Source organism: Micromonospora sp. NPDC005710, from assembly GCF_040630995.1.
GTDB lineage: Bacteria > Actinomycetota > Actinomycetes > Mycobacteriales > Micromonosporaceae > Micromonospora.
In genome coordinates this window covers 76519-94015 of the sequence record NZ_JBEXYP010000009.1, presented here as the reverse complement: position 1 = coordinate 94015, position 17497 = coordinate 76519, and the positions used below count along the sequence as shown (strand labels likewise).

Sequence of the window (17497 nt, the reverse complement as noted above, 5' to 3'; positions counted from 1 at the left end):
GAACACTCCCTTGATATCGGTGTTACGTCAGCGACGTTATCACTGATATTTCACGGATAACAAGGCACTGTTAGCATCGGTTCATGGTGACGACGCAGGACACCCGCGACGACGTTCGCTCCGGCATCGTCGCGGCAGCGACGCAACTGCTGCGGGAGAAGGGCGCGAACGCGGTGACCACGCGAGCCGTCGCCCAGGTCGCAGGCGTTCAGGCACCGACCATCTATCGCCTCTTCGGCGACAAGGACGGCCTCATCGACGCCGTCGCCGAGCACGTGATGACCACCTACGTCAGCGGCAAGTCGGCAGCCACGGACCGCGCGACCGGCGACCCGGTCGACGACCTGCGCTCCGGGTGGCGCACGCACGTGGAGTTCGGTCTGACAAACCCCGAGTTGTACGCGTTGCTCGCCGCGCGGGGGAGCCGCGCACCCTCGCCGGCAACCGTCGCCGGCCTCGACGTACTCCGTCGACGTGTGCGGCGACTCGCCGCCGCCGGCCTCCTCCGGGTCGACGAACAGCGCGCGCTCCTGATGATCCACTCCGCGGGCAACGGCACCATCCTCACCCTGCTCGCAATGCCCGAAGACCAGCGCGACCCCGCCCTGGGCGAGGCCATGCTCGACGCCGTACTCACCAGCATCCTGGCGACCGCACCCGCCACGCCCGACACCACCACGAGCGCGGTCGCGGTGACCTTCGCGACGGTGCTACCCGACCTGCCGGGCCTCACCGACGCCGAGCGCGCGCTGATGACCGAGTGGCTCCACCGATCACTGGCCCACCCGACACGCTGATCACCCGGCGCGGAAATCAGTCGACGGAGCTGGCTGGGGGAGATATCTTGCCGGTGACCGCGACGCCGCCCGAGGAGGTGACACCCATGAACGTTGCAGCGATGTGGGTGCTCCTCCCTGCCGTCACGGTCGGGCGATTGACGTAGGTGTCGCCGGGAGCGCCCTGCCCACACGGCACTCCCGAGAGGCAACACCCATGCACCCCGCGCCATTCACCTCCCAGTCGTCCTCGAACGGCCCATCATCGTCGGCCGGTGGCGATCCCGCACCGCGCCCGTACGACGTGATCATCGTCGGCTGCGGGCCGACAGGTGCGATGCTCGCCGCCGAGCTGCGGCTGCACGACGTACGGGTACTCGTACTGGAGAAGGAAACCGAGCCGCCGTCGGCCGCCCGCATCGTCGGCCTGCACATCCGTACCCTGGAACTGATGGCGATGCGCGGGCTGCTGGACCGCATCCTCCCGCACGGGCGGCAGCGTCCGGCCGGCGCCTACTTCGCCGCCATTGCCAAGCCCGCGCCCAAGGGCCTGGATCCCCGGTACGCCTACCTGCTGGGTATCCGGCAGCCGGTCATCGAACGGCTGCTCGAGGAGCACGCCGTCGAACTGGGCGTGCAGGTCCGGCGCGGTCGCTCGGTCGTCGGGTTCGCACAGGACGACGAGGGGGTGTCGGTCGAACTGGCCGACGGAGAGCAGGTGCGGTCGCGCTACCTCGTCGGCTGTGACGGTGGGCGCAGCACGGTACGCAAGCTGCTCGGCGTCGGCTTTCCCGGCGAGCCCGCCCGGACCGAAAGTCTGATGGGCGAGATGGAGGTGGGCGTCGCGCAGGAGGAGATCGCCGCCACGGTGGCCGCGATCCGCGAGACCCGTCAAGGCTTCTGGCTCCGGCCGTCAGGAGTCGGGGTCTACAGCGTCCTGGTACCCGCCGCCGGCCTCAGCGACCGCACCGAACCGCCCACCCTCGAAGATTTCCGACGCGAGTTGCGTACCATCGCCGGAACCGACTTCGGCGTACATTCGCCGCGTTGGTTGTCCCGCTTCGGCGATGCCATGCGGCTGGCCGACAGTTACCGGGTCGGTCGGGTGCTGCTGGCCGGCGACGCGGCGCACATCCATCCGCCCATCGGCGGACAGGGCCTCAACCTCGGCGTTCAGGACGCGTTCAACCTCGGCTGGAAACTGGCAGCACGAATCCGCGGCTGGGCGCCGGAGTCCCTCCTGGACACCTACCAGGCCGAACGCCGTCCGGTCGCCGAGGATGTCCTGGACAACACCCGAGCCCAGACGGAGCTGCTGTCCACCGAACCGGGCGCACAGGCAGTGCGCAGGCTGCTCACCGAGTTGATGGAGTTCGACGAGGTGAACCTCCACCTGCTCGAAAAGATCACCGCCATCGGCGTCCGGTACGACCTCGGCGCCGGCCCCGACCTGCTCGGCCGTCGCCTGCCCGACATCGACGTGCACCAGGGCCACCTCTACGGCCTGCTGCACCGCGGCCGGGGCCTGCTGCTGGACCGCACCGAACGCCTCACCGTCGGCGGCTGGTCGGACCGCGTCGACCATCTCGCGGACCCGACTGCGGCACTCGACCTTCCGGCCGTCCTGCTCCGCCCTGACGGTCACGTCGCCTGGATCGGCGACGACCAGCGCGATCTCGACGACCATCTCTCCCGCTGGTTCGGCAGACCCGCCACCTGATTCCAGGGCCGGTGGCCTCGCAGTCGGAGTGAGGCATTGGCGGGGGCATGGCCGAGCGGGCGGATCCCTGCCCGGCTGTGCCCCCCGCCCGACGGCAGCGACGCGCGGCACACCCACGACGAACACGGGATCCCGCTGCTCCACGGCCCCTCGTTGCCCTCGACGTCCTGCGCCGGACCCGCGCCTGGTTCGATCGCTGGCTCCGACCCTGACCGGAGGCACGTGGACGAGACTCCGTTCGCCCGACGCGGCGCGGTGTCGGCCGGATGCGACACCTAGGACAGCGCTGCCGCAATGTCGCTGGCGGCCTCATAGGCAGCCGTAGCCCGTGTGGCTTGGTCCGCGCTCAACGCGACACGATCAACACGGGCGAGCATCTCGATCGCCGTGGCCGGATCGTTCAGGACCATCGCGACCTCAGCGCGGTACACGAGCACCTCCACCAACGCGACCGGGTCGTCATCCGCATCGGAATGGATCAGCGCACTGTCAAGAATTCGAGCGGCCTGCCGGGCGTCCCCTCGGGAGTCGGACTGCACGACGGCGTTCGCCATCGCCCTGCCCAGCCGCCCGGTCGGTGCCGGCGCGGGGGAGACCGGGGCGTTCTGGAAGACGCGGATCCAGTTGCCGCCCGGATCGATGACGCTGAAGCCGCTCATCCCGTCGGCGTTCTTTCGCGCTCGGGGCCGGGTCATCCGTGGCGTCCCGGAGACCAACACCTTGCCGTACGCAGCGCGCATTCCCGCCGCGAAAGCCCGGTACAGCTGCCCCGTGTCCGAGGTCAGCACGAGACACGATCCGTAGGACTGCGCCGGATCGAACCCCGCGATCTCGAAGAACTGCAGATGTAGATCCGCACGTTGCAAACCCACGCATGGGTTGGGCTTGCGCTGCTGGTACGTGGTGTGGAAACCGAGCACCTCGTAGAAGGCGACGATGTCGTCGATGGACGCGCAGGGCAGCAGGGGAACGGTTACCTCGTTGGTCACCCGTACTTCGTAGCCGCCGTGAACACGCACACGCACATGGAAATGGCCGATCGTCGGCCACAGACGACTGAACGGCCGATGCAGCGCGAGCTGCGCTGCCCCCCAGCGACCTCCACCGGCCATCACCTCCGACGGCCGCCCGGCGGGATACCTTCACCGCGGCGAGGGCGGGTCGTACCGGTGAGGGCCGAGTTGAAGAACCTGGCCTACCTGCGCCGCCTCGACGCGCACAGATGCGGGCGTGGGACAACGAGCGGAACAACCGCCGACGCCTCGTCCAGGATCCGCCCGTCGCCCTGCTCACCCGGGAAGACGCCGCACACGTCGGCGCCGGCTGTTTCCGCCGGCGTGCTTCGTCCGGTCAGGCGACCCCGTACACCGTGATGATCGTCAACCGGCCAAGGCTTCACCGACGGCGGTCGCGTGTTCGCGGATGCGCTCGATCAGCTCCGGCGTCACCGGCTCCCGTTCCAGCAACTCGATCTCGAACGCCTGAGCCGCGACCTCGAGCAACTCGCCCGAGCCGTACGGCCGCTCGGGAAAGTCACCCATATTTCGGCTGAACATGAGGTCCGCGACGCCGCCTAGATAAAGGCCGGGCTCGTCGATCAGATCGGGCAGGTCCTGCACGAACGCCAGCACGGATTGGTCGTCGAACAGGATCGGATCGCCGGGACCGGCAGGCCCATAGGCCCGCAGTCGGTCGGCCACGTCACTGCCGGCCGGAGCTCCGGCGCACACCGCCCACGCGACCGCCAGCCCTTCTGGGGCAAGATCGGCCACCGGCCGCCGCACCTCGTCGCGCTCCGCCGACTGGCGCAGCAGTGCCAGGGACCGCTGCGCGACCGCGACCGACAGCACCCGCTGCGCCGCTGGTGACAGCCGGCCGGCCCGCTCGTAGAGCTCATTGCGGATGGACAGCAGGCTGGTCACGGCCACACGATACCCGGGTTGAAGATCGCCGAGCGTGACAGTCTCTCCCGCCCCTGCGGACCGACGGTCTGCGAGCCGGGCTCCTGCTGGACCATGTCGAGGCAGTCGGCCGATCCCTCCCGGCAGAAGGGGTTGGTCGAGTAAATGGCGATCGGGCTCAACGGGTTCGCCACGGCGTCGGCCTTGGCGCGGGCGATGGCCGCGGGCTCGGCGTGCTCGGAGCCCACCTTGGGCACGACGCGCGCCGGTTGGGCCACCGATGCCTGCGCGAGCTGCATCGCCACTCCGCCCGTGGCCGCGTAGTCGTACAGGCTGCCGTCCTTGACGACGCAGACGACGAGGATGGCGATGGTCTGGTTGAGGCCCTGATATTTCGGGCGGCTGTAGGCCTTCGCGACGTTGTCGCCCTTGGTGCGCGCCCGGGCGAGCTCGGCGGTGCGGTTGACCTGGTCGCACTTGTTGGTGTTGCTGCTTGTCGAAGGTTGCGCGGACGGCTTCGGCTGGTTCTCCTGCTGTGACCGGTAGAGCTCCAGCAGCTTTCGCAGCTGCTCGATGCTCTTGTCGACCGTGGCCTTGGTGGTGGCTTTCGCCATGACCCGGACCTGCGCGGCGTAAATGTGCGTGCCGCGCGTCGCGCGGGCGCGTACGTAGAACGCGCTCCAGGCGGGGGAGACGTTGGTGCAGCTGAGCGCGGCGGTCGCGTTGACCTTCACGGTACGTGCCGTCTTGCACCCGCCGACCGGACGGCCGTCGCCCGTCATCGTTACCGTGACGTCGACGGTGATCGAGCTCGGTTTCTCGACATCCTTGCTGCTGAACGTGTTGGTCACCGTCTGGGCGACGGTGCAGGAGCTGGGCCCACAGCCACGGAACGACGCCTTGCCCTTGAGATCGAACCGGTAGCTGGTGTCGATCGCGTCGGTGAGCTGCCGAGCATTGTCGATCAGCGTCCCGTACGTCTTTTCCACATCGGGCGCGGGGAAAGTCAGCGCGCCGAGGGCGGCCGGCGCGCGGCGTGGCGGTGCCAGGTTGGCATGCAGGGCACCACCGGTCAGGTCGGGCAGCGACGGGAAGCTCGGCAGGGACGGGATGCTGGGCAGCGCTGGAATGCTGGGAGCCGTAACGGCGGGTACGAGGCGCAGCACCCGATGCGGGCTGTCGACGCTGACGGTCAGCACACCGGCCGGCGTCGTGGCGCGCCAGGCGCGGGTCCTGTCGTCGTCGACCGTGTCGGTGACGGCCGGGAAGGAACTGGTCTGCTCGACCGCGTCCGCAAGTTGCTTGCCGAGCGCGGCCGGAGTGGTCACGGCCCCGGCGACCAGCGCGGTCGTCCCGGCGCCGCCGGTGATCCACCGGTTGGCGAGATCACCCTGATCGCCGCCGGGCAGCATCGTCGCGGGCATCTTGACGTAGGTACGTTCGTCGACGCGTAACACGTCGATCTTCAATCCACCCAGGCTGACCGTACCCGTCGCTTGTCCTCCTTTGAGGACGGTCAGGTCGGTGCTCGCGCCGCCGATCGGTGCGCCCAGCAGGCGGACGGCCTCGGCGGCACCCATCGCGGCCACCGCCGCGCGGAACTGCTCGCGCGTGGTTGGTGGCTTGTCGTTCTTCGTGACCTGCCAGACCACGAGCCCACCGGCTCCGGCGAGCACCAGCAGCGCGACGATGCCAGCGACGAGCACTGCGGGCCGCTGCCACCAGACCGGCCCCGGCTGTTGCGCAGGTGGCGGTGGTGGCGGCAAGGCAGGACCTACTTCTGACATGTGAACCCCCGTTCGCGGGAACTACTCTATCGCCGGAAGTCAATGTAGGCGGACCGTCGGCGGTCAAGCCGGGAGTCCGGCGACGACCGGGTGAGGACGCCGTCCAGCTCGGTCGCGCTTGCCCAGTTTTCGGCTCGGGCAGCGCGGTACAGAGGGTGCTGCTGGGGACGCCGAGCAACTTGGCGATCGAGGTCATCGTGCGGTCGGGCGCACCCGGCTCTGCCGCACCGTCGGCGGCGCGCCCGGCCCGTGCCGACCCCTCGCGGCATGCCCGCAGGGGCGCCGTCGGTTTCCTTGACGCCTGCCGTGTCTATGCCTCGGCATTCCTCGCACAGGGGGCGCCGGTGCGCATGTTGGATGAGGCGCCATTGATGACGGAGTCGAGCCTGCCCCGGGCCCGGATGAGGTCCGCGACGCGCTGGTCGAGGCGGTCACGTTCGGCGGCCAAGCGCTGGAGGAGTTCAGGGGTGGCCTTGCCGTCGAGGACGCAGGGCGTCAGTTCGGCGACGGTCTTGCTGCTCAGTCCCGCCGCGTACAACTGGCGGATGAGGTGGATCCGATCGACGGCATCGTCCCCGTAGTGGCGCTGCCCGCTGCCGCTGCGCTCGGCGGTGAGCAGGTTCTGTTCCTCGTAGTAGCGCAGGGCCCGGGTGGTGACACCGGTGCGGCGTGCCAGTTCACCGATGCGCATTCCGCCTCGTCTCCCTCCATGTGCGGCGCGTCACGCGCCCTTGCCTTTCACGTCAACGTCAACTTTTACGGTAGCTCTCATGACCACGTACCCCGCGACCGACCTCTCCGGTCCCGCCCTCACGGCGACCGTGTCCGTCACGCCACTAGTGTTGGACGCACCGCAGCGTGGTGAAGACCTGCACGTGCGTGTCACCGCCCCCGCCACCGGCACCGACCTGCCCGTCGTTCTCTTCACCCACGGCTTCGGCTCGAACCTGGACGGCTACGCCCCGCTGGTCGAGCACTGGGCATCCGGGGGCTTCATCGTGATCCAGACCACCCATCTGGACTCCAAACGGATCGGCCTTCCCGCCGATGACCCTCGCCGGCCCCATCTGTGGCACTACCGCGTGCAGGACATGCGGCGCATCCTTGACGAACTCACCACCCTGGAGGCGGCCGTGCCGGGCCTGTCCGGCCGCATGAATCGCCGCCGCGTCGTCGCCGCCGGGCACTCCTTCGGCGGCCAGACCGCAGGCATCCTGGTGGGCCTGCGCGTCACCGACCCGCAGACCGGTGTGGCCGAAGACTTGTCCGACGCCCGGGTCATGGCCAGCATCCAGCTGGCCACCGCGGGCAAGGGCGGCGACGAACTGACCCCCTTCGCCCACGACAACCTTCCCTGGCTACGCGGTCAGGACTTCTCCCACATCACCGCCCCCGGGCTCGTCGTTGCCGGAGACAAGGACGACCTTCCGCTCACCACCCGGGGCCCGGCCTGGACGACCGACCCCTACACCCTGAGCCGTGGCAACAAGAGCCTGCTGACCGTCCGCGGCGGCGAGCACTTCCTCGGTGGCATCTCCGGCCACCAGGCGGCGGAGACCACCGACGAGAACCCCGACCGGGTCGCCCTCGTCCAGGAGGTCACCCTGGCCTATCTGCGCCACGTCACCGGAATCGACTCCGCCGACTGGAGCACCGCCCAGACCGTCCTCACGGGCAGCCATTCCCTGGGACACCTCGAATCCAAGTAACCCCCAGATGAGCTGCCCATGGTCGCGCGGCAGCTGATCGCCATGCGCGGTGCTCTGCCTCGCGTCGCGGTGGTAGAGCCCGACGTGACGCGAACGCCCCCTCCTGCCTCGGATCAGCCCACCCAGGATTGGATTAATGGATTGTGGTTATCGATAATTCTGTAAATAGCTTGGACAAAAGGTACGCAACGTACATGCACCATAATGACAGTTCTTGTGCATAAGGATTTGCGCTGGTGTAAGCGCCTGAGATGAGCGGGTGCGGGCGTCTTGGCCCGGAAGCTCAGGTGACCTCTCGGGGCGGCACCGATGACGGCCGCGACTGGAGGTAGAGGAGCCCTCGAATGGTGTTCGTGCCGTGGCAGTGATCCACTACCAACCGGAACGCCTGGGCTGAGGGCTGACTACAAACGGCCGTACGCGGCCCGGGCCTGGGTCACCTCGGCGGCCTCGCGTTCACGCCACCGCCGCTGAGCCTCCCGGTTGCACGTCCGGCAGACCCGACGGTATCGGCCGGTACCCGGGTCGAGCTCACGGTCGTGGCCGTTGCGGCACTGTGCCGCCTGGTTTCGGCTGCGGCCGGCCTCGGCACGACTGAGCTGACGCAGGTGCGTCGGCTCGATGCAGTCGGCGGCGCCGCAGACCTGGTCGACGGTGAGGGCGGGGTCATACCGGCCGACGAAGACAACGTACGCGGCGATGTGTGCCCACGCTCGGCCGGCGACTTTCTGGTGCACTCCGCGTCGCCGCCCGTAGCCTTCGATGACCAGGCAACCGTCTTCGGTACGGCGTGAGCGCCCCAGAAGGTAGGCGCGCAAGGACTCCTCGGTGTGGTACTGGGACAGACCCTTCACGGCCGAGAGCACTGTGTCACCGTACCCACGTCCTGCGGCTTCGTTCAACCGCGCCTGACGCGCGGTCCTGCCTGCTCGTATTCAGAGGGCTGTTGCTCACGCTGGCTGCGGTAACGTCGCCGGGCGTGGGTCTGCTGCTGGTGTTGCGCGCTCCGCCGCCGCGGGCGAAGAGCCTGCGTCGCGCGACCCGGGCGCAGCGGCGGGAACGCTACCGCGCCGACGCCGAAGAGTGGGCCACGGCGCGGGAGCGCGGGTGGTTGCTCGACGTACCGGTGGAGCAGTTACTGCCGCTCGTGGACGCGGCCGGCGGCAACCGACTTCCGATCCTCGGTCAGCTCGACCCGTGGTCGGACCGCGTCCTCGGGCGCGAGGACCTGCCGCGAGTCGACGCCGACATCGAGCGCCTGAGAGCGGTGGCGGGCAGCCACGAGGAACGTGGGCTGGTGGCGGCGTTGAAGGCGTTGCTGGCGCGGTGGCGTGACGAGCCCGGGCTGGTGTTGCACTGGTATGGAGACTGACGGCGATGCGCAAGGACCGCACCTGTCGGCGTCACCGACATTCTTCGAGTCGGTGACGCCGACGAGGGATGTCAGGTGCGGACGCGGTAGTGCAGGGACACCACACCGTTGCTGAATCGTCGGTTGCCCAGCAGCTCCAAACCGAGGCGGGTGGCGCTGGGCAGCCCGGGCTTGCCTGCTCCCGTGAGGATGGGGTGGATCAGCAGGTGGCACTCGTCGACCAGTCCGGCTCGGAAGGCCTGCGCCGCGAGATGTGCGCCCCCGATGGTGAGGTCACTGGTGGCGGAGGCTTTCAGGGCGCGTACCGAGACGGGGTCGAAGCTCCTTTCGAGCCGGGTCCTGGCGGTCGACACCGCGTCCAGTGTGGTGGTGTAGACGACCTTGTCGGCCGTCTGCCAGACGTCGGCGAAGTCGGCGGTGAGCTTCGACCGCTCGGCCAGCGTGGGATCGGTTTCCCACACGGACATCGACTCGTACAGGCGACGTCCGTAGAGGTAGGTGCCCATGGGCCGAACCAGGTCGGTGACGAACGCGAAGTAGTCGTCCTCGGGTGGGGTCCAGTCGAATCTGCCGTGCTCGTCCTCGATGTAACCGTCGAGGGACACGTTGGTCACGTAGATCAGCTTGGCCATGGCGTCACACCTCGACGTGGACGGCGACAGGGTGGGCATTCCGCAGTGTGGCGTCCAGTTTGGAGAAGGCCTCGTTCCAACCCTGGTTGGCCGGGCCGGCCAGCCGTTCGGGGAGCCACTGACGGATCTCGAGTCGCGTCCGGCCGTCGGCCTCGTCGTGGAACTCGACCCGCATCCTCGTCTCGTGCGGCTGAAGGCCGTCCGGCAGTTGCCCGGTGACGTGCGCGACGCCGTCGATCAGTTCGCCGTCGGCGACGGTGGTGAGGTGGATGTGGACGTCGACCCGGAGGCCGGGTTGGGTCGGGAAGACCTCGGTCCACCGCTGGTGGCCGCCGGGCCGCACGTCGAAGTCCATCGTCTCGCGGGGTATCGAGTTGCCGATCGGCCCCCACCACGCCGCCAGGTGGTCCGGATCGGTGAACGCCTGGTAGACCAGCTTTCGTGGTGCGTCCACCACGCGTGAGACGACGATGTGCGGGTTGTCGCTGTCCATCAGTTCTCCTTGTCGTGAGCCTTGCCGCAGGGGTCGTCGGCAGGAACCACCGGGCCGTTGGCGGTTCGGTGATTCGGGCGACCGGCGGCCTGCACGGCCGCGAGGTGAGCGTCCAGGCGGGCGAGGGACGTGTCCCAGAACCGCCGGTAGTGCTCGATCCACTCGGCCGCTTCGCGTAGTGGGGCGGCCTCGATGTGGCTCATCCGCAACTTGCCCGATCGGGTGCGGGAGATGAGCCCGGCGCGCTCGAGCGCCTTCAGGTGCCGCGACACGGCCGGCATCGAGATCGAGAGGGGAGCGGTGAGCTCGGTGACTGTGGCGTCGCGCTCGGACAGCTCGGCGAGGATCGCCCGTCGAGTCGGGTCGGCGAGCGCCGAGAACACCGCGCTGAGTTGATCGCTGCCAGACACCAGAGCCTCCAGTCACTTAACCAATACGTTAAATGTAGTGGCGGACGGGCGCGCGTCGACACGCCGGGACATCGCGAGGTGGACGCGGCGAGCATCGGCTCGTCCGGTGCCGGTCATGGGGTGGTGACACGCACCCGCGCCGTGGGCACGGTCGGCGGGCGGGCGGTGACCAGGGCGTGCACGCCGAGGCCCAGCCGGGTCAGCGCGAGTGCTGCTGCCAGGACGACCACGAGCCGAACACCGTGACCGACATCCGGTGCCCACAACTGGAGTTTGGCCAGTCCGGCGCCCGCCCAGAAGGCCGGCACCCGCCAGGCGACGCCGACGGCCACCACGGCGCAGGCACCGACCCAGGTGGCGGTGGCGGCGATCGTTCGGCGACGGGACCGGCTGTCCTTCCGCCGCCCGCGCAGAACGCGGACCCAGGACCAGACGAGGACACTGAGCAGCACCGCGGCCACCCCGCCGAGCCCGGCCAGGGCCCAGACGTGCATCGGCTCTTCGGTGGCGGTCGCGGGTGTGCCGCCGCTCAGGATGCGGGCGAGGTTGAACGCCCCGGCGCTGAGCGGCGCGTCCATGTGCAGGCCGTAGACGTTCGTCATGATGATCACGGCGAGGTTCTGGTCGGGTGCCAGCACGATGTGGGTGAAGAAGTCCGGGGTGGCGCCAGCGTGCCAGACGATGCGGGTGCCGACGCCGTCCAGGGTGCTGTTCTTCCAGCCGAACCCGTAGGTGCCGTGGCCGGTGGAGACAGTGCCGGTGTGCAGCTGCCGCGTGGCCTGCGACCCGAGGATTCTGGTGCCGCCGTAGCGGCCGTCGTTGAGCTGCGCGATGGCGTAGTGGGACAGGTCGTCGAGACTGGCGGCGAGAAAACCGTAGGGCACCCCGGCGTTGTCGAACGGTGTGGAGAGGCGCTGTGGGCGGCCGGCGTAGTACCGGTGCCCGGGCGGGATGCCGACGGCGCGCGCCTCGTCGGCGGTGGCCGCGGAATGCGTCATCTGAAGCGGGTCGAGCACGTGACGGCGCAGGTAGCCGCCGAAGGTGTCGCCGGTGACGTTCTCGACGAGCGCGCCGAGAATCATGTAGTTGGCGTCGCTGTACTGATAGGTCCGTCCGACGGCGGTGGTGGGCCGCACCCTGGCGAGGTCCCGTACGGAGCGGGCCAGCGCGCCGGGGCGGTTGTCGTATCGGTCGGTCAGGTCGGTGCTCCACACCTGCGGCAGCCCGCTGGTGTGGGTCAGCAGATGTCGGACGGTGACCGTTCGGGTGGTGTCCGCGTCGCCCAGCCGCAGCCAGGGGAGGTACGTGGACGCGGTGGTGTCGAGGTCGACCCGACCGGCTTCGACCAGTTGCGCCACCGCCAGCGCGGTGAACGACTTGCTTGTGGACCCGAGCAGGAACGGGGTCTGCGTGGTGATCGGTCGGCCGTCGCCGTCGACGCCCCAGGCGCCTCGCTGGAGGACTTCGTCGCCGCGAATGACCGCGTACGCCAGCCCGGGCGCCCCGGTCTGCTCCACGTAGGACCGCAGGTAGCGTTCGGTGGCGGCGAGTTCGTCGACGGCCGAGGGGTTCGCCCCGACCGGGGCGGCCGGCGTGGCCGTCATCATCAGGCAGCCGGCCACGGCGATGAGCCGTCGGGCCCGCGTCAGCAGATCGGTCCAGGTGCTCATGTGGCGCGTCCTCCCCGTCGGTGGGCCGTCAGCCGATCTGACTCAGCAGCTTCTCGAGCGCGGCCAGGCGCTGCCGTACCTCGCCGAGCTCGTCCCGTACGCCCTTGATCTCGTCCGCCGTGGCCTGGGCGCTGGTGGCACCACGTTCGACCAACACGCGGTAGCCCTCCTCCCGGGCGACCGCGTACCGGGCGCGATAGATGCCGGTGCCGACGAGACCGGCTACCACGACCACCGCCGTCACTATTACCGCCGCGGCGATGGTCGAGGTCTGTGCGATGTCCAACGCCATCTGATGGGTCATTGCTCACTTCTCCTGTTCGGCGCCCGGCGTCGAGCCGGTGAGGTTCTGGGCGGCCAGTGCGATCGCGTCCAGGTCGAGGGCCACAGTGAACGGCACCGCCTGGACGTACTTCACCGAACTGCCGTCTGGTGCGGTGACCAGCTCGCCGGTCACCAGACCGGCCGCTTCCAATTTCTGCAGGTGCATGTAGAGCAGCGGCCGGTTCATGTGCAGTTGCCGCGCCAACTCGCTGACGTAGGTGCGCTGCCGGGCCACCGCGGCCAGGATGCGCAGCCGGTGCGGGCTGGCCAGTGCGGCCAGCACCGACACGAGTTCGTCGCCGGTTGGCGAGGTGCCGCTCATCCTGGTTTCCCTTCTCAGCGAAGGTGTCAGATTTCTCTGACGCCCCCTGTCAGGCAAGTCTGACAGGGGAGGGTGGTGTGCGTCAACGGCCGTGTCCGATGGGGCCGGTCACTCAGCCCAGGGCGGCAGCCAGACGTCGGTGTCGGGTGCCTGCGCCCGCCGGGAGGCGAGGTGGTCGCGCAGTGCCCGCAGCGCCGGATGCGGGTTGTCGTCGCGCCAGATGAGGGACATGGGGTAGATCGGCGCCGGATCGCGCACCGGTACGCGCCGCAGGTCGTAGCTGTCCGGCCACAGGTAGCGGGTGCGCACACCCGCGAGGGTCGCCAACTCCGCGGAGTCGGCGATCTCCGCCAACAACGCCTCGTTGCCGAAGACCGGCCCGACCAGGTCGATGGTGAGGCCGAACGCGGCCGCCAACTCGTCGTAGTAGTCGGCCCACTCGGTGCCGGGGGCCATGCCGGGCATCCAGATGCGGTGCTCGGCGAGTTGCGCGGGAGTGACGGTGCGGGCGTTGGCCAGGGCGTGACGGGGGCCGACGAGCAGTTCGTGGTGCTCGTCGATCACGCGGGTGGCCCTGATCGCGGCGGGCAGGTGGCGCGCGGCGACGGTGACGGCGTGGAAGGTGGCGTCGACAGTCCCCGCCTCGACGGCGGCCGTCGCGGCGTGGACGTCCGCGTCGAGGGTGACCACATCCAGGTCGATGCGGGGATGCGCGCGGTGGAAGTCCTGCAGGAGCACCGCCGGCGCGATCCGGCGGCTGTGCACGTCGACGCGTAGTGCCCGTCGGCCGGGGCGTACGGAGGCGTCGGCGCGGGCCTCGGCGCGGAGCAGTTCCCGGGCGTGCGGCAGGAAGGTCTGACCGTCGACGGTGAGGTGGGTGCCGCGCGCGGTGCGGGTGAACAGCCGTACGCCGAGGTCTTTCTCCAGTGCGGCGATGCGCTTGGACACGGCCTGCTGGGTGATCGACAGCGCGGCGGCGGCGTCCTGGAACTGGCCGGCGTCGACGGCGGCGACGAAGGTGCGGACGGCGTCGAGGTTCACCCGGCAGACCCTACCGACACAACTTCTGGTTGTGCCGCGCCGCTTAGCCGGTTGTTTGACCGCTGCTCACCGGCACTGCTGTGATCGCGCCGGTCAACAGCGAGTTGTGCGGATCGGTGGTGAGGGTGTCAGTGCGGCGGTCCCTGGGGCGGCGGTTCGGGTGGTTGTGGGCGTCGTACGCGGTGAGCGCCTACGGTTCGGGGTTGGGGTTCGGGGCGTTGCCGCTGATCGCCGTGCTGGTGTTGCGGGCCAGCCCCGCCCAGGTGTCGGTGTTGGCCGCGTTGGGGCCGGCGGTGGGCGCGCTCGTCGCGTTGCCGCTGGGGCCGTGGGTGGAGTTCCACCGCAAGCGGCGGGTGATGGTCGCGATGGACCTGGCCCGGTTCGCGGTACTGCTGACCATCCCCCTCGCGTACGCGTTGGGACGGCTCAGCTTCGGGCAGTTGCTTGTCGTCTCGGCAGTGGTCGCCACCGCCAAGATCGCCTTCAACGCGGCAGGTGGCGCCTTCCTCACCTCCGTCGTCCGGCCGGAGGACCTGCTGGTGGCCAACGCACGGTTCGAGTCGACGACCTGGAGCGCGATCGCGCTCGGGCCGCCGCTGGGCGGCGCGGCGGTGGGCCTGTTCGGGCCGGTGGTCACCATCGTGGCCGACGCGCTCAGCTACCTGTTGTCGGCGCTGGGCCTCACGGCCATTCGCGACCACGAGGACCACCTCCGTCGTCCGGGTGTCGGCCGGGTCCGGGCCGGTGAGCTGCTCGACGGCTGGCGGCACCTGCTGACCCACCCGGGTCTGCGGGCGCTCTACCTCAACCAGGTGCTCGTCAGCGGGCTGATCATGGCCACCGAGCCGCTGTTGGCCGTACTCCTGCTCGGCGAGCTGGGGTTTCCGCCCTGGCAGTACGGCCTCGCCTTCGCCGTGCCCTGCCTCGGCGGGCTCATCGGGTCACGTCTGGCCCGTCGGGTGGTGGCGCGCTACGGCCAACACCGGATCATCCGCACCGTGGGCACGCTGCGCGCGATCTGGCTGATCGGCCTCGCCGTCGTCGCACCCGGCGTGGTCGGTCTCGCCACGGTGATCGCCGTCGAGTTCGCGATCATCGTCAGCATGAGCCTGTACAACCCGGTGCTCGCCACGTACCGCCTGGAACAGACTCCGAAGGATCGCATCGTCCGTACGCTGTCGGCCTGGTCGATCGGCAGCAGCGCGGCGATCGCCATTCTCAGCGCGCTCGGCGGGCTCCTCGCCGAGGCCACCAGCCCTCGCACGGCGATCACGATCGCGGGGTTGTTGATCCTCGGCAGCCCGCTGCTGCTGCCCCGCCGCCCGAACGTCGATCGGTCGGCACCGGAGTGCTCCACGCGGGTCTCTACGATCGCGTGATGTTCCGGCCGACGTATCCGATCCGCACCGCACGCCTCGCCCTGCGCCCGGTCACGATCGACGACCTCGACGACGTGTACGCGTTTCAGCGTCGACCCGACGTCGTGCGCTGGATGCTCGGGGCGGAGCCGCGTACCCGTGAGCAGTCGCGGGTGTCGGTGCTCGCCATGGCCGGCGAGGACGCGTGGCGCGCGGAGGGTGACTGCCTGACGCTCGCCGCCGTGACCGACGCGGGGGTGATCGGGATCGTGGAGTTGGTGTGGCGCAGCCAGCCGGACCGTAGCGCCGAACTCGGCTTCGTCTTCCACCCCGACCACACCGGTGGCGGGTTGGCCACGGAGGCCGCCACCGCCCTGCTGGACTGGGGTTTCACCGAGTTCGGGCTGCACCGGGTCTTCGGCCGGTGCCACTGTCGCAACGCCGCTTCGGCAAGGATGATGGCGCGACTCGGCATGCGGCAGGAGGCCCGCCATGTCGAGAGTTACCTGTTCCACGGGGAGTGGGCCGACCAGCTCGTCTTCGCGATCCTGGCCCGGGAGTGGCGGGCCGGGCCCCGCACGCCGCCGACGTGATCGTTCGCCACGGCGGCGTGCGGGACCTGTCGACACGTCAGGCCTGGCGGCCGAGCCACTCCCGGTAGGCGGTGGGCGCGATCACGGCGTCGTCGGAGCCGGTGAGGACATCGCCGGACACGGCGGCGAACATGCCGACGGTGTTGTCGGTGGTGACGGTCCGCCGGTCACCGCGGGCGGCGAGCGTGATGCGCCCCAACTCGTCGAGGGCGAAGACGTCCGGGCCGGCCACGTTGCGGATGCCCTTGAGCGGAGCGCCCGTGCTGACCTCGGCGACGGCCTGCGCCACGTCGGCGGCGGCGATTGGCTGCACTGGCGTGCTGGGCAGGCGGACGGTCGTGTCGTCGGCCGTCCAGGACATGATCGCCTCGACGAACTCGAAGAACTGGGTGGCGCGCACGATCGAGTAGGGAACGGGACCGGCCGTGAGAATGTCCTCCTGGAGGGTCTTGGCCCGGTAGTAGTCCAGGTCGGGCACCTGGTCGACGCCGACGATGGAGAGGATCACCGCGTGGCCGACGCCCGCGCGGGCGGCGGCGGCCAGCAGGTTGTCCATGGTCGTCTGGAAGAAGGCGGGGGAGGCCTCGTCAAAGGTCGGCGAGTTCGTCAGGTTGACGGCGACCTCGGCGCCGGCGAGCCCGTCGGACAGGCCCTGCCCGGTGAGCAGGTCCACCCCGGTGGACGGCGAGAGCGGCACCGCCTCGTGGCCTGCGGCCTGCAGGATCTTGACGACCTGCGACCCGATGAGGCCGGTCCCGCCCAGTACGGCGATCTTCATGCAAGCACCTTCCCGTGACTGTGGGGCCCGAGCCGAGAAAACTCGGACCTTCCTTGTCCGAGAACTATACTCGGACAAGATAAGTCCGAGTACTGGGGTGATTAGGGTGACGTCATGAAGATGTCCGGCGGGGTCGAGTGGGCGCTGCACTGCTGCGTGGTGCTCACCGCCAGCCACACGCCCGTTGCGGCGGCCAAGCTGGCGGAACTGCACGACGTCTCCAGCAGCTACCTCGCCAAGCAGCTCCAGTCGCTGGCCCGCGCCGGCCTGATCCACTCCGTGCAGGGCAAGTCGGGCGGCTACGTGCTGACCCGCGCACCGGAGAGCATCACCCTGCTCGACGTGGTCCGGGCCATCGACGGTCCCGGCCCGGCATTCGTCTGCACCGAGATCCGCCAGCGCGGCCCGTTCGCCACCCCGGCCGACGCCTGCACCACACCGTGCCCGGTCGCGCGCGCGATGTGGGCGGCCGAGGACGCGTGGCGCCAGGCGCTCGCCGCGGTCACGATCGCCGATCTCGCCCGCGACGTCGACGCCACCTCCGGCCCCGAGGCCCTGGTCGGCATCCAGGCCTGGCTGGGCGGCGGAGCCGGCTGAACCCGGCCGCGCAC

20 protein-coding genes are annotated in these 17497 nt (G+C 69.7%); 7 read left to right on the top strand and 13 right to left on the bottom strand.

The window, feature by feature from the left end; translation table 11 throughout:
* Positions 1-83: 83 nt before the first annotated feature.
* Positions 84-797, top strand: a complete 714-nt coding sequence (locus ABZ406_RS14790) for a TetR/AcrR family transcriptional regulator (RefSeq protein WP_357760774.1) — start codon at positions 84-86, stop codon at positions 795-797.
* Positions 798-993: 196 nt separating this feature from the next.
* On the top strand, positions 994-2496 hold the full coding sequence (locus tag ABZ406_RS14785; protein WP_357760771.1) for an FAD-dependent monooxygenase: 1503 nt from the start codon (positions 994-996) through the stop codon (positions 2494-2496).
* A gap of 275 nt (positions 2497-2771) precedes the next feature.
* Here ABZ406_RS14785 and ABZ406_RS14780 read toward each other — a convergent pair whose 3' ends face one another.
* The 4 genes from ABZ406_RS14780 to ABZ406_RS14765 all read right to left on the bottom strand — a co-directional run bounded on the left by ABZ406_RS14780 (position 2772) and on the right by ABZ406_RS14765 (position 6875).
* The gene (locus tag ABZ406_RS14780; RefSeq protein ID WP_357760768.1) at positions 2772-3485 is read right to left on the bottom strand and encodes a VOC family protein; all 714 of its coding nucleotides are present in this window, start codon (positions 3483-3485) and stop codon (positions 2772-2774) included.
* Between the two features lie 390 nt (positions 3486-3875).
* Complete coding sequence (locus ABZ406_RS14775; RefSeq protein ID WP_357760766.1) at positions 3876-4418, bottom strand: hypothetical protein; 543 nt, start codon at positions 4416-4418, stop codon at positions 3876-3878.
* The gene (locus ABZ406_RS14770; RefSeq protein ID WP_357760763.1) at positions 4415-6103 is read right to left on the bottom strand and encodes a hypothetical protein; all 1689 of its coding nucleotides are present in this window, start codon (positions 6101-6103) and stop codon (positions 4415-4417) included. Before ABZ406_RS14770 ends, ABZ406_RS14775 begins: the two co-directional genes overlap by 4 nt.
* Positions 6104-6494: 391 nt before the next feature.
* Complete coding sequence (locus ABZ406_RS14765; protein ID WP_357760760.1) at positions 6495-6875, bottom strand: MerR family transcriptional regulator; 381 nt, start codon at positions 6873-6875, stop codon at positions 6495-6497.
* A gap of 79 nt (positions 6876-6954) precedes the next feature.
* Between ABZ406_RS14765 and ABZ406_RS14760 the strand changes: the two genes are divergently transcribed.
* Positions 6955-7893: a chlorophyllase gene (locus ABZ406_RS14760; RefSeq protein WP_357760757.1), complete on the top strand. Its 939-nt coding sequence runs from the start codon at positions 6955-6957 to the stop codon at positions 7891-7893.
* A gap of 404 nt (positions 7894-8297) precedes the next feature.
* Here ABZ406_RS14760 and ABZ406_RS14755 read toward each other — a convergent pair whose 3' ends face one another.
* The gene (locus ABZ406_RS14755; RefSeq protein WP_357760755.1) at positions 8298-8759 is read right to left on the bottom strand and encodes an HNH endonuclease; all 462 of its coding nucleotides are present in this window, start codon (positions 8757-8759) and stop codon (positions 8298-8300) included.
* Between the two features lie 113 nt (positions 8760-8872).
* On the opposite strand from ABZ406_RS14755, the gene ABZ406_RS14750 reads away from it, so the two are divergent.
* Positions 8873-9265: a hypothetical protein gene (locus ABZ406_RS14750; RefSeq protein WP_357760752.1), complete on the top strand. Its 393-nt coding sequence runs from the start codon at positions 8873-8875 to the stop codon at positions 9263-9265.
* 71 nt (positions 9266-9336) lie between these two features.
* Here ABZ406_RS14750 and ABZ406_RS14745 read toward each other — a convergent pair whose 3' ends face one another.
* The 7 genes from ABZ406_RS14745 to ABZ406_RS14715 form a co-directional block, all read right to left on the bottom strand.
* Positions 9337-9897 (bottom strand): dihydrofolate reductase family protein, encoded by a 561-nt coding sequence (locus ABZ406_RS14745; RefSeq protein ID WP_357760749.1) that lies wholly within the window; start codon positions 9895-9897, stop codon positions 9337-9339.
* A 4-nt stretch (positions 9898-9901) separates the two neighbouring features.
* Entirely contained in the window at positions 9902-10390 is a 489-nt protein-coding gene (locus tag ABZ406_RS14740; RefSeq protein WP_357760746.1) for an SRPBCC domain-containing protein, read from the bottom strand.
* The gene (locus ABZ406_RS14735) at positions 10390-10800 is read right to left on the bottom strand and encodes a metalloregulator ArsR/SmtB family transcription factor (RefSeq protein WP_357760744.1); all 411 of its coding nucleotides are present in this window, start codon (positions 10798-10800) and stop codon (positions 10390-10392) included. Before ABZ406_RS14735 ends, ABZ406_RS14740 begins: the two co-directional genes overlap by 1 nt.
* Positions 10801-10913: 113 nt before the next feature.
* Positions 10914-12470 carry a serine hydrolase domain-containing protein gene (locus tag ABZ406_RS14730; RefSeq protein WP_357760741.1) on the bottom strand — a complete coding sequence of 519 codons (1557 nt, stop codon included), beginning with the start codon at positions 12468-12470 and terminating at the stop codon, positions 10914-10916.
* A 28-nt stretch (positions 12471-12498) separates the two neighbouring features.
* Positions 12499-12774 (bottom strand): hypothetical protein, encoded by a 276-nt coding sequence (locus ABZ406_RS14725; protein WP_357760738.1) that lies wholly within the window; start codon positions 12772-12774, stop codon positions 12499-12501.
* 3 nt (positions 12775-12777) lie between these two features.
* Entirely contained in the window at positions 12778-13116 is a 339-nt protein-coding gene (locus ABZ406_RS14720; RefSeq protein WP_357760735.1) for a winged helix-turn-helix domain-containing protein, read from the bottom strand.
* Between the two features lie 108 nt (positions 13117-13224).
* Positions 13225-14157: a LysR family transcriptional regulator gene (locus ABZ406_RS14715; RefSeq protein WP_357760732.1), complete on the bottom strand. Its 933-nt coding sequence runs from the start codon at positions 14155-14157 to the stop codon at positions 13225-13227.
* Positions 14158-14288: 131 nt separating this feature from the next.
* Here ABZ406_RS14715 and ABZ406_RS14710 point away from each other — a divergent pair, with 131 nt between their 5' ends.
* Together ABZ406_RS14710 and ABZ406_RS14705 are read left to right on the top strand one after the other, a co-directional pair.
* Complete coding sequence (locus ABZ406_RS14710; RefSeq protein WP_357760729.1) at positions 14289-15536, top strand: MFS transporter; 1248 nt, start codon at positions 14289-14291, stop codon at positions 15534-15536.
* Positions 15536-16108, top strand: coding sequence for a GNAT family N-acetyltransferase (locus ABZ406_RS14705; protein WP_357760726.1), 573 nt, complete (start codon positions 15536-15538; stop codon positions 16106-16108). The genes ABZ406_RS14710 and ABZ406_RS14705 overlap by 1 nt, the downstream gene beginning before the upstream one ends.
* Positions 16109-16145: 37 nt before the next feature.
* Here ABZ406_RS14705 and ABZ406_RS14700 read toward each other — a convergent pair whose 3' ends face one another.
* The gene (locus tag ABZ406_RS14700) at positions 16146-16886 is read right to left on the bottom strand and encodes an NAD(P)H-binding protein (RefSeq protein ID WP_357760723.1); all 741 of its coding nucleotides are present in this window, start codon (positions 16884-16886) and stop codon (positions 16146-16148) included.
* A 114-nt stretch (positions 16887-17000) separates the two neighbouring features.
* Between ABZ406_RS14700 and ABZ406_RS14695 the strand changes: the two genes are divergently transcribed.
* Positions 17001-17483, top strand: a complete 483-nt coding sequence (locus ABZ406_RS14695; RefSeq protein WP_357760720.1) for an Rrf2 family transcriptional regulator — start codon at positions 17001-17003, stop codon at positions 17481-17483.
* The last annotated feature ends 14 nt before the right edge of the window (positions 17484-17497 follow it).